This is a genomic window from Pseudoalteromonas sp. SWXJZ10B (genome assembly GCF_015864475.1).
Lineage (GTDB): Bacteria > Pseudomonadota > Gammaproteobacteria > Enterobacterales > Alteromonadaceae > Pseudoalteromonas > Pseudoalteromonas arctica.
The window spans coordinates 121,364-133,113 of sequence record NZ_JADYXD010000003.1 but is presented as its reverse complement, the minus strand read 5'-3'; the positions used below and the strand labels follow the sequence as shown (position 1 = coordinate 133,113).

General features: G+C 38.2%; 13 protein-coding genes. 6 read left to right on the top strand and 7 right to left on the bottom strand.

Annotated features, from left to right (window positions below; genetic code table 11):
• Nucleotides 1–108 precede the first annotated feature (108 nt).
• A complete protein-coding gene (locus I6F54_RS04160) occupies nt 109–1,848 on the top strand; it encodes a SulP family inorganic anion transporter (RefSeq protein WP_197140065.1) in 1,740 nt (579 codons plus the stop codon).
• A 52-nt stretch (nt 1,849–1,900) separates the two neighbouring features.
• Here the strand turns inward: I6F54_RS04160 and I6F54_RS04155 are convergent, their stop codons facing one another.
• Complete coding sequence (locus I6F54_RS04155; protein ID WP_197139869.1) at nt 1,901–2,578, bottom strand: glutathione S-transferase family protein; 678 nt, start codon at nt 2,576–2,578, stop codon at nt 1,901–1,903.
• A 177-nt stretch (nt 2,579–2,755) separates the two neighbouring features.
• Here I6F54_RS04155 and I6F54_RS04150 point away from each other — a divergent pair, with 177 nt between their 5' ends.
• Nucleotides 2,756–3,526, top strand: a complete 771-nt coding sequence (locus I6F54_RS04150) for a DUF1223 domain-containing protein (RefSeq protein ID WP_165740882.1) — start codon at nt 2,756–2,758, stop codon at nt 3,524–3,526.
• A 25-nt stretch (nt 3,527–3,551) separates the two neighbouring features.
• Here the strand turns inward: I6F54_RS04150 and I6F54_RS04145 are convergent, their stop codons facing one another.
• Nucleotides 3,552–4,205 (bottom strand): hypothetical protein, encoded by a 654-nt coding sequence (locus I6F54_RS04145; protein ID WP_165740883.1) that lies wholly within the window; start codon nt 4,203–4,205, stop codon nt 3,552–3,554.
• Nucleotides 4,206–4,389: 184 nt separating this feature from the next.
• Between I6F54_RS04145 and I6F54_RS04140 the strand changes: the two genes are divergently transcribed.
• Nucleotides 4,390–5,748, top strand: a complete 1,359-nt coding sequence (locus I6F54_RS04140; protein WP_197139866.1) for a serine hydrolase domain-containing protein — start codon at nt 4,390–4,392, stop codon at nt 5,746–5,748.
• A gap of 165 nt (nt 5,749–5,913) precedes the next feature.
• Here the strand turns inward: I6F54_RS04140 and I6F54_RS04135 are convergent, their stop codons facing one another.
• On the bottom strand, nt 5,914–6,735 hold the full coding sequence (locus I6F54_RS04135; protein WP_197139864.1) for an AraC family transcriptional regulator: 822 nt from the start codon (nt 6,733–6,735) through the stop codon (nt 5,914–5,916).
• 126 nt (nt 6,736–6,861) lie between these two features.
• On the opposite strand from I6F54_RS04135, the gene I6F54_RS04130 reads away from it, so the two are divergent.
• Nucleotides 6,862–7,332: a YHS domain-containing (seleno)protein gene (locus I6F54_RS04130; protein ID WP_197118635.1), complete on the top strand. Its 471-nt coding sequence runs from the start codon at nt 6,862–6,864 to the stop codon at nt 7,330–7,332.
• A 111-nt stretch (nt 7,333–7,443) separates the two neighbouring features.
• On the opposite strand, the gene I6F54_RS04125 is transcribed toward I6F54_RS04130, so the two are convergent.
• On the bottom strand, nt 7,444–7,785 hold the full coding sequence (locus I6F54_RS04125) for a YajD family HNH nuclease (protein WP_007581433.1): 342 nt from the start codon (nt 7,783–7,785) through the stop codon (nt 7,444–7,446).
• 144 nt (nt 7,786–7,929) lie between these two features.
• Here I6F54_RS04125 and I6F54_RS04120 point away from each other — a divergent pair, with 144 nt between their 5' ends.
• Nucleotides 7,930–8,406, top strand: coding sequence for a YqhA family protein (locus I6F54_RS04120; RefSeq protein WP_007581432.1), 477 nt, complete (start codon nt 7,930–7,932; stop codon nt 8,404–8,406).
• 95 nt (nt 8,407–8,501) lie between these two features.
• On the opposite strand, the gene I6F54_RS04115 is transcribed toward I6F54_RS04120, so the two are convergent.
• The 3 genes from I6F54_RS04115 to I6F54_RS04105 form a co-directional block, all read right to left on the bottom strand.
• Complete coding sequence (locus tag I6F54_RS04115) at nt 8,502–9,434, bottom strand: hypothetical protein (protein ID WP_197139862.1); 933 nt, start codon at nt 9,432–9,434, stop codon at nt 8,502–8,504.
• Nucleotides 9,435–9,519: 85 nt separating this feature from the next.
• Nucleotides 9,520–10,134: an acyl carrier protein phosphodiesterase gene (locus I6F54_RS04110; RefSeq protein ID WP_197139860.1), complete on the bottom strand. Its 615-nt coding sequence runs from the start codon at nt 10,132–10,134 to the stop codon at nt 9,520–9,522.
• A 154-nt stretch (nt 10,135–10,288) separates the two neighbouring features.
• Nucleotides 10,289–10,783 (bottom strand): hypothetical protein, encoded by a 495-nt coding sequence (locus I6F54_RS04105; protein WP_169044172.1) that lies wholly within the window; start codon nt 10,781–10,783, stop codon nt 10,289–10,291.
• Nucleotides 10,784–11,252: 469 nt separating this feature from the next.
• Here I6F54_RS04105 and I6F54_RS04100 point away from each other — a divergent pair, with 469 nt between their 5' ends.
• Nucleotides 11,253–11,636, top strand: coding sequence for a hypothetical protein (locus I6F54_RS04100; protein WP_197139858.1), 384 nt, complete (start codon nt 11,253–11,255; stop codon nt 11,634–11,636).
• Nucleotides 11,637–11,750 lie beyond the last annotated feature (114 nt).

Genomic DNA, 11,750 nt, shown 5'->3' with positions numbered 1-11,750 from the left:
CTAATTCAATACAGTGGGTATTACGTAAAAATACTCTCCTCTAGCTATACTTATTTGAATATTAAATTTACTATCAAAGCGTTATTACTATTAACAGGAAAAGTTGAAGTGCTGTCGCGTTTATATAATTTTATGCCGGGTTTAGATACATTGCTGCACTATGAGCGACAATGGTTTGCTGATGATTTAAGAGCAGCGCTATCGGTAGCTGCCGTAGCTTTACCTGTTGCCATTGCTTACGCACAGCTAACCGGTGTTAATGCTGCCGTAGGGTTATATTCTTGCATATTGCCAATGATGTTATATGCACTTTTTGGCACTTCAAAACAGTTAATAGTAGGCCCTGATGCTGCTACCTGCGCCGTTATTGCAGCAGTAGTAACACCTCTTGCTGCAGGTGACAGTTTTAAACATTGGCAACTTGTTGTCACCATGACCGCTATGACCGGCTTTTGGTGCTTTATAGCCAGTAAATTTAAGCTAGGTGTATTAGCCGACTTTTTATCTAAACCTATTTTAATGGGATTACTAAACGGCGTAGCCATTACTATTATTGTTGGTCAATTTTCCAAAGTATTTGGCTTTACCTTTGACGAACGCTACCTACTTGAACGCTTAGGTGGTGTGCCCACATACCTAGCGCAAACACATGTCCCCACCTTATTAATGGCTTTGTTTACACTGGCGGTTTATTTTGTGATGAAACGCGTAAAACCCACGTGGCCTGCATCTATGTTCGCCATTGCCTTTGGTGCGCTTTTGGTGTGGATTTTTGATTTAAAACAGCTTGATATAAAAACCATTGGCACCGTAACAGGTGGACTTCCCGTTTTTAATACCCCTGTTTTTGATTTAGGGATTATTCGTGAGTTAGTGGTCCCCGCACTTAACTTAGCCATCGTGAGCTTTGTTAGTATGATGCTAACTGCCCGCAGCTTTGCTGCTAAAAATGGCTACGACATAGACGCCGATAAAGAATTTAGAGCGTTAGGTATTGCCAATATAGCGTCAGCTCTTTCGCAAGGTTTTGCAGTCAGTGGCGCCGACTCACGCACCGCTGTTAACGATGCAACAGGTGGTAAAACACAGTTAGTATCAATAATAGCAGCGGCCATTATTGCGGCCATAGCCGTATTTTTAACAGCCCCACTTGAATTTATTCCAAGCGCAGCGCTAGGTGTTGTACTCATTATTGCCTCTGTTCATTTACTCGATTTAAAAGCTGTTTGGCAATTAAAACGAAAAGATAAACAGGCATTTTATCTCGCATCAGCCACCTTACTTGCCGTGTTATTTATTGGCGTTATACCAGGGATCACACTTGCTGTATTACTGGGGTTATTTCAGTTTATTCGCACCGTAATGCGCCCAACCGATAATATACTCGGCGTAGATATCAACGGCGTAGTAAGAAGTTTAGACGCCACAGATAAAGCAAAAGCGGTGCAAGGCGTGTTTATTTACCGCTTTAATTCACCTTTAACTTACTTTAATGCCAGCTACTTTAAACGCAGATTACTTGAGCAATACGCAAGACAAAAAGACGATACACAATGTGTAATAATTGACGCTGTGCCCTGCTTTACTCACTTAGATTTAAGTGTAATGGCCATGCTTGCCGATCTCGACGTTATATTTAAAAAGCGCGATATAAGGCTTGAACTTGCAGGCAGAAAACGCCAGCTGCTCTCATGGTTTGATATTGCAGGAATGAAGTCAGGAACAGAGGGTATATACATTCACTCAGACCTATACATCGCCCTAAAAAGAAATAGCGTAAGCCAGCACACCGAGGAAGTTAATTTATTCGTGGCAGATGAAAATAAAGAGGCGTTAACACAGCCATAAAATACTAAACAGCAGATCAGCTAACTGCTCTGCTGTTTATATTAAGTACTTTTTATACTTTTGGGTAGTTTGAAGGGAAAAATGCTTTTTTAGCGTCTTCATCAAACTCTTTTTTAAAGGCTACATCAGTACCAATTACGCGTGCACGTGCAACCGCTGGGCGCCTATCAATGCTTTCAAACCAACGCTTAAGATTTGGATACGGTGCTAAGCCCTCTTCACCTAATACAACCGGTGCTTTATCAATCCAGCCCCATGCAGATACATCAGCAATGGTATACGTATCACCCACAATAAAGTCGCGGCCCTCAAGATGCGTATCAAGCACTTCGTAATGGCGCTGCGCTTCACGTAAATAACGATTAACCGCATAATCAAGCCCTTCTGGCGCCATGTGTCTAAAGTGTACACTTTGCCCTGAATACGGACCCAAACCAGATGCAATAAACATTAACCACGACAGCATTTCAGCACGGTTATCGCCCTTGCCTTCTAGCTTTCCATATTTTTCAGAAAGGTACATTAAAATAGCATTCGAATCGAACACACGAGTTTCACCATCAACAATTGCTGGCGCTTTAGCATTTGGATTAATTGCTTTAAATTCAGGTGTATGTTGCTCACCTTTTAAAGTATCAAGAGGAACAAGTTCAAACGGTAAGCCTGTTTCTTCTAAAAAGAGTGCAACCTTCATTGGGTTAGGAGTATGGTGAAAATAAAATTTAATCATGTAAAGTTCCTCAATAATTGAGCAACGATTAAAACACAACTTGAGCGGGTGTTCAAATTAAGTTTTAACCAAGTAAAATATACAGTTAAAACGTGATTTAATTGTGAGTATTTCGTGATACTTCATTCGTAAATATCATTTAGGCTGAATGCAATATCAACCTTTGCGAGAAGTAACATGCCTTTTAAAGCACTATCCCGTCCATTTTTTATCTCACTTGTTGGGTTAATAATTTTTTGCTTTCAAAGCCAAGCTGCTGAGCAAGTAACTATTTCCAGTACAGCTAATCCGACTACCTTTTTAGAGCTTTACACATCGCAAGGTTGCAGTAGTTGCCCACCAGCAGAGCGCTGGATTTCAACGTTTACAGATGATGAAAAGCTATGGACTGATTTAATCCCTATTAATTTTCATGTTACTTATTGGGATTATTTAGGATGGAAAGACCCGTTTGCCTCTGCTGTTTTTAGTAAAAGACAACGTACTTATAAAGCACTCGGTAAAAGTAGGATTGTAGCAACCCCAGGATTTATGGTTAACGGCAGCGGGTGGCAAGGTTGGTTTTATAAGCAAGCTATTCCTGTAGCTAAAGCCCCTCATTTAGGTAATTTAAAAGCGACTATAAACAATAGTAAAATTAATCTCGAATACGATACTGTTAATACCAAAGATGATACTAACCAAAACTTAATAGCCCATGTAGCTCTGTTAGGCTTTGGCATAGAAACACAAATACACAGCGGCGAAAACGCAGGCCATAAGTTAAAACACGACTTTGTTGTTATTGGCTACGAGCAAAGTGACATGCAAACTAAGCAACAATTATCATTAACTGACTTAAACCTGCCTCGCGCTAAAAAAATATCGCCAACAAAGCAAGCCTTAGTATTTTGGGTATCTGAAAAAAGCGACCCTACCCCACTACAAGTTGCAGCAGATTGGTTTTAATATGGATAAAATAAACAGCTGAAGTTTAAAAATAGGCCACCATTACACCTTTAACTATACAGCTTGTTAGTAGTCCACTCATACCCATATACGTAAACATAAAGCGTTGTTCAGAATCTGTTTTAAACACGAAAGCGACTAAATAAAGAGAAGCAATAATAGCTACGCTTAGCATAAGCCCATAAATAAATGAGCCGCAATAGTGTGGTAATACAGCTAAAGCGAGTGCGGTTAAATTAGTGCCAAAGAATGCTACGGGCTTTTTAATACCGCGTAAAATGGCAAATAGCGGTATAACAAAAGTAAGACAATACAACCAAATAATATGAGTAGACCATCCGTAACTTAAGGGAGCTTTAACTTCAAAAGTAGAAAGCTTAAAATTACTCGTAAATGTCCATGCAGCATTAATAATTATACTTACAATAAAAGCCCCAATAAATAGAGCGACTAACACCGCAATTGCACCGCCTGCGGTAGCCCCTGCTTTCTCTTTTTCTATAATTAAAATAATGACACTTAACAGCCCACTTAATTGTAACCACTGCCAATAATCGCTCGTAAATAGAGGAATAGCAGCTAAAACGATCGTAGTTATAATTAACTTACTTCCATCATTTGAGCGCAATAAATAAAAGGCCATTATGGCAATATAAAATAGAGCCGTTACATCAGGCATATCAACAACTTCCTTGTAAAAATTTAATAAAAACTAATAAACGCACCGATTATACCTATTACTGAGCCCCTATAAAATCCGATAATTGTGTTTACTTTTTAGCTGTGCAATATTAACTCACTATAAAACACAAGGATCGCTAAGCCTATCTACAGGTTTGGTATAAAAACTAAAAAGGATGAATATGATTAAGCCATTTTACGCTAGCTGTTTGTTAGCCCTCTCGCTATTAACACCCAGCCTTGTAAAAGCCAACCCGACAGCCTCGCAGTATCAGCAAATTCTTAACGAGAACCTTGCTGAAAACGAGCCTGGGGTATCGGTAATTATAAGTAAAAATGACAAAGTACTTTTTAAAGGAGCGCGCGGGCTTGCCAACCTTGAGCATAACATTGCACTTAATGAGCAAAGCGTTTTGCGTTTAGGTTCTATTTCAAAACAATTTACTGCAGCTGCAATTATGATGCTGCAAGAGCAAGGTAAGCTAGCGGTTACCGATGATATTCATAAGTATGTTGCAAACTTCCCAACAGAGGGCAACCTCGTCACAATCGAAAACTTATTAACCCACACCTCAGGCATCGCCAACTACACAGATGACGACGACTTATTCGATAAAGAAATACAAGTACCCACCAGCGTTGACGATGCGTTAGCGCGATTTGCCAAACACCCAATGGTGTTTAAACCCGGCGAAGCCATGGCTTATTCAAATACCGGTTATTCACTGCTTGGTAAAATAATTGAAGTAGCAAGTGGCCAGTCTTACAAAGACTTTATTGAACAACACATATTTAAAAAGCTAAAAATGAACCAGAGTAGTTATGAAGGGCAAGAAATTGTTGCCCATCGCGCATCTGGCTATGAGCAAACAGAGGAAGGATTTATCAATACCAGCTACATTAATATGGATTGGCCATATGCCGCAGGTGCGCTTATATCTACTCCAACTGACTTAAACATTTGGTTTAGTGCGTTATCGTCTGGCAAGCTTATTAGTAAAGCAAGTTATGAGAAGATGGTCAGCCCTTTTGAACTCAACGACGGCAGCTTTTCATCCTATGGTTACGGATTAATTATTAAGCCTTTGAATGAATACACCGTAATTAAACACACTGGCGGAATAAATGGCTTTTTAGCGCACGCACGCTATATTCCAGAGCAAAAGCTATATGTAGCCGTACTCGCTAATTCAAACCACATAAACCCTATTTTTATGAACGAAAAACTCACAGCCAAAGCACTGGGTATTGCACTCCCCGAGTTTAAAAAAGCAGAGGTAACAGAGCTGCAATTAGCGCCCGTATTGGGTGATTATCGTATTGATGAAAATACCTTACGCAGCCTAATTTTTGAAAATGACGTTTTGTACTCACAGCGCACTGGCGGCGATAAAATAAAACTTATTACGATGTCTAAAAATAGCTTTTACTATCCTAATTCAAACAATTACTTAGTAATAGAAAAAAACAGCCAAGGCCAATTGGTAATGAAGTATTTTAGTGGATTATCAATAACTCCTACTAAGGCGATTAAAATTTAATTTCGACGTTATCTTAAATAAAAATGCCCGAAGTTCACTCAAGTCGTAACCTCGGGCATGACTGGTTTTATCGTGATTCTGAGGTAAATTAAGACCCTATTAATTTGATATTACGAAAACCTTCACCAGATTCAAAAATGCAGCTTACTCAAAGAAACTAAAAATTTACTGCTGACTCAATAACCACTCCTTTGGCGCTTGCCCTGTTTTTTTTCTAAATACACGAGCAAGTGCAGAGCCATTTTCGTACCCAACCTGATTAGCCACTAAATCCATATTTTGATTTTTTAAAATAAGCTTTTTAGCAACTGACAAACGCCAATCAGCCAAATAGTCAGCTGGTGTTTGCTCTATAATTCGCTTAAACGTGTCAGCAAATTTAGAGCGCGACATGCCACACGCCTCAGCCATAACACTAAGCGACCAGCTTTGCTCTGGGGTTTGGTGTATTTTTATTAATACCTTAGCCAACTGAGGATGGGCAAGCCCTGCCATCATCCCGGTTTTAATGGTGCCCTCTTCTAATACCTTGCGCAAAACACTAATTAAAAATACATCGCATAAGCGATCTATAATTAAATGCTTACCGCTGGCGTCTTTAAATGCCTCATCAAAAATCCAAAAAGCGCTCTGCGCTAATAATCCATCACCCGTTAATTCGTAATTTAAGCAAAAAGGCAGCGCCTGCAATAAAGGGCTATGCCCGCCGCTTTGATAGTTAATTTGTGCACACACTAAATCAGCACCGTCACCCTTATCCGAAAATAAACAGTGCCCTGTAGAGTGAGGAAAAAAAATAACAGAAGGCTTAGACAAAACCACTTCAAAGCCACTATTACTACGCACTTTTAACGTACCAGAACGTAATAAATGTAAATGCCCAACACCTTGATCGTCACTAAAGTCACTCGTACCGCACATGTTCCCACTAAAAAACACATTGGCATTAAGCGAAAAGTGACTCAGTACACTCGAAAGTACGTCCATAAGCGCCTCTTTGGATTATTGGTATGAAAATATAGACTAATAGACGCATATTAACCAAGCAATAACGATAAAGTACAGTTGAGTTTTAAACAAACACACTAATTAAATTACCCTTTGGAGATACACATGAAATTTTCGACACTCACTAAATCAGCTTTTTTTGCAGCATCAGTCCTTGCAAGTTCACTAAGCTTTGCAGCAGACATAGACGCAAATGCAGACGTTAACGACATTGCAATTAGTGGCTACGATACCGTTGCTTACTTTACCCAAAACAAAGCGGTAACAGGCAGTTCTGAATATACCGCAACGCATAAAAATGCCATTTATAAGTTCAGCTCAGCTAAACACCGCGATTTATTTAGAGCTAACCCAGAAAAGTACGCACCGCAATTTGGTGGCTTTTGTGCGTTTGGTGTATCAATGGAGAAAAAGTTTGACGTAGATCCTGAAGCGTTCAAAATTGTTGAAAACAAACTTTATTTAAATCTTGATAAATCGGTTCAAAAACAATGGCTAAAAGACGTACCAGGCTTGATTACTTCAGCCAATTCAAACTGGTTTGACATAAAAGACAAAACAGCAAAAGAGCTTTAATAAAACCAGTTTAAAGTTAATTTTGAGGTTGCTTCGGTTTATAACCGTTCACCCTCAAAATGCCATTTAAATTAATAAAATTTTAGGTTTAAGCTCTTAATTTAACTAATATTACTTTGATTTATTAAGCATCGCTTTTAAATCGGCAAATGGAGAATGCGTCGCAGCCTCAACTTTGCGATCTGTAGTCGACCCGCCATACATAATATGCTCGTGGTATTTATTGTGCTCATTGTCGTGGCAATAAATACACAATAACTCCCAGTTACTTCCGTCTTCAGGATTATTACTGTGGTTATGATCAACATGATGCACCGTTAACTCACGTAAATTTGAGTATTCAAACTCACGAGCACAACGCCCGCATACCCAAGGATATAATCTTAAGGCTTTTATTCTATAACCTTCCTCTTGCTTAACATAAGCCTGAGGTACATCGTTATTCTTACTCATAATATTCCAGTTAAATTTGTTATTTCTATGCTTAACAAGTAAATAGCCAATATGTTAAAGCAAATATAAAAGTAAAAAGTTCGTAAGGGATCTAACTTAAGCTACGTTTCGTATAAGTCAGGTCTAATTATAAAGTTGAGCAACATGGAAAATATATTCCAAACAAGTCGGTTTTTGGTCGTAATCGCCGTTATTACCGCTGCAATATCATCATTACTCGTTTATGTTTCATGCATTAATATTGTAGCTAATATAGTAATAACAACGCTATTTGACCTGCCTGATTCAGCTAAAGCCGGTAAAGCCCTAATAGTTGAACTACTGAAAATTCTTGATTTGCTACTAATCGGAATTACCTTACAAGTTATTGCTATTAGCTTGTACCGACTATTTATAACACCATCTAAGCCTGAGGAAAGTAAATTTCTTGCTGCTTTTAATATTAAAGACTTTCATGATTTAAAAATAACTCTGGTACAAGTAACTTCAGTTGTACTGGTAATACTATTTTTAGAGCACGCAGTTGAGTTCGGCGGCACAATAGAAACACTCTACTTAGGTATTGCCATTGCGATCGTTATTGCAGCATCTACATTTGCATGGCGCTCAATGAAAGACTAACTAAGCACTCATTACTATTAAGTAATTACATGCAGGTGTAATCACTTATCCCTAAAATTCTGAAAAAACTTAAGTGAGAGTCCCAGCACTCAATATTAAAAAAACTTAATTACTGACAGGTCACCAAAAGAAGTGTCTATATGCCTACCTGTTTGCTCCCACGCACGTAGTACTACCATGAGTTTTTTGTTACTTGAAGTCCAAGAAATACCACCGCCGTATGCCGCTACTTTTTCACCGCCCGAATCTTTTAACCCCAGCCCAGGGTCTGTATTTCGAATATTTCCCTTACCTACTTTGTATTCAGCAAATACGTGAACATTATGCGGCAACGAAAATGATAAAAGCGAGCCAATACTCGCCCCATACGAATTAGAAATTAACTTAGTGACCTGTGGTGCAGACGAATTTAAAAAATCAGCCTGAAACACAATATTATCTTTATTCTCAAGAGATACATGTTTGAAAGACCACGCGCCAACAACACTTAACGACAAGTCAAATTTGCTGCTTAGCTTTGGCCTATTAAGAAAAAAGTGCTCAAACAAAGACTCTTTATTATTGAAGGTATAAAAGTTGTGCTGGCCAGATAGCTCAAACTTAGTTGAACGTGTATTTTGCGAGAAAATTTTATCCGTTTGATTGCCGCTTAGGTTGCTAGCCGTGCTTTGCAGCCCTTCTAGCGTTTGATAGTTAAAAGTGATTTTAGAGTTTTTAAATTTTCTGTATGAAAGCAGTATATCTTGTGTTTTTGTTTCAACATTATCTTCAAAAATATCGGCTGAATAGCCAATTTCAATGTCGTTAATATCAAAAAACACACCCACACGTTGGTTGTTTATGGGCTCTAACGAAAACAGTGTTTTTTGATTACCAGCCAAGTCATCGTATATTAACGCATGGCTAGTATTTGGGTTTGAAATAGTGGTTCGTACTGATTTTAGGTCAAAGTCGAAAGCCAATACAACACCGGATTGAAATGCCGCTAAAACAGCAAAGCTCACAATAACCAAGTAATTGCGATTCATTAAAAACACTCAAAAATTAATTTGTATTAGAGTAGCGCTTTTTTTACATTAAATAATCACAAAAGGTTAACAATTAATGAAGATATTAAATAAAGCGCTTTATGTCATTTTTTGGGGTGCTTTCAAGGTCGAACTCACTTACATGCTTAATCAGTTCAGGGAAGAATTCTAAAAAAGTAGCCTCTAGTTCGTCGTAATTCCTTGCTATATCATCAGCAGCGCCCGCAAAAGTGTTAGCAAAGCGAATGCGCTTGGCAATATTGTCAAGTGCTAGCCCTATTCCATCTATGGTTTCGTATTCTTTAAACCAATCGTTTTTAGTCATACTTGTTACAACATGCTGCATACGCGTTGGCATAACAGGTATGCGATTATTTAAAAGCTGATAGCTGGTGTACTTAAAATCACTTAAAGGTTGTTCGCTAAAGCGCTGCCAATGCACAATTAAAAAATGATCAAACACCACATCAATAGCTACACCAGCAAAGCGCTTACGCTCGGGTGAAAAGTACTGTTTAGCGTGTTTTACTGCGCGGTGAGAGTCGGTAAATTTATCGACTAAATAGTGGTTATCGAGCCCGTTTTTAACCGTATTTGGTAAGTGTTCTACATGCCTTTTACCACCAAAGTCGCCCAACAAGTTCCCAAAGTGAGAATCGGCTGTAGGCTGTGCTAAATAAAGGTGAGCTAAATAATTCAAAGTGTTCTCGGGCTTAGTATTAATACAGTTAAAATAATAACTTAATTGTAAGCGCTACTTAAAGTTAAATTTTATGCCTAATCAAAAAAATAGCATAAAAAAGGTGAAACTAAGTTTCACCTTTCATATTAATTTTGAAACTAATTAGCTAGCATTACGCTGTAGAAACGTTACTTGCGCCTGCATTGTTAAGTATTTCTTCAATAGCGTTTTTATTATCACTATCGTACTTAACACCAATTAATATAGAGCCTTTTTCAATGGCATCTTCATAATACTTAATTTCGTGCTCAGGGATAAACGCACCAATTGCAGCACCTAAAGTACCACCTACTGCAGCGCCTGCGCCACCAGCAGCAAATGCAGCGACTAATGGACCGGCAACTAATAAGCCCGTACCACCTGTTGCTACAGTCCCTACGGCAGTGAAACCGCCAATAATTGCAGCAAGAATACCACCTGAAGCTGCGCCAATAAGGCCGCCTTCAGAAGCTTTAGTACCTTCGTCTACAGCAAAATCTTCCTTTGCGTATGAGTCGTTGGCTACAATGCTTATATCAGCTTCATTAATACCTAAAGCTTCTAATCTATAAATTGCGAGTGTTGCTTGTGATGCACTTTCGAATAACCCAGTAATAACGGTACTCATAATAACTCCTTTATTTATTTAAGAAAATACACTTACTACCAAGCAAAACTCAAACCAATTATATTATCATTTAAAATCAGTAACATAAAATAAAAACCAGTACTAACACTCTTATTATTAGAGTAAAAATTGCTAAATTTTGTAAAAAACTCCTACCTACAAAAAACAAAATGCCTTGCGAAATAAAGGGAGATTTTTATCACCCTCTTGTTAATTGTTATTACCGTGTTTACCAATAAAATTAGAAACACCAACAGAGCATTATTTTTCATGCGATTTGAAGGTTAAAACAAAGACGCTTGCCCTCTTCAATTCCCCTACCCTGTTACAGTTGTGTTTTATTAATTCAGTAAAGAGTCAGTCTAATTTTGTTATCACTGTGGTTCATTTTTCGGTGCGCATGAATCGTAAAATACTGTGCTAAATCTTCTTTTTATATTGCCCTGCTATCAGCAGATATAGGCCATCCATGGATTACGTAAACAACTTCTTAAGTCAATCACAACAAGCTGCACTGCAACAAGCGATGGTCAATACCAAGCTTTTAAACAGCACTTCAATAAATACTAACAACATGCCAACACCTGAACAGCAGGCTTATGGTGTTATTGCTGTCGCGCTTTACCGCTTTAATTTACAAAAAATAAAATGGTCATTATTTTTAAAAACAGCAATAAAATTAACTACTAATGTTTGCCAATGGCTGGCCACCGAACTCACAAGATGCCAGCAAGAATACAAAGCCCAACCTAATGACGCTGTAATAATTGAGCAAAACGCTCTTTTGAATGGTATTTTTAGCGAAGAACTCGCCTATGTCGGTGCCTTACTAGGAACTGAAGCACAAGCTTAATATAGCAAGTAACAAAGCCCACCAACCAATAACGCCCAAGTATACTTTTAAAGAAAAAGGTTATGGCTAAAAATAAATATATAAGAGAGGTTCAAATATAAAGTCAGCAATCTT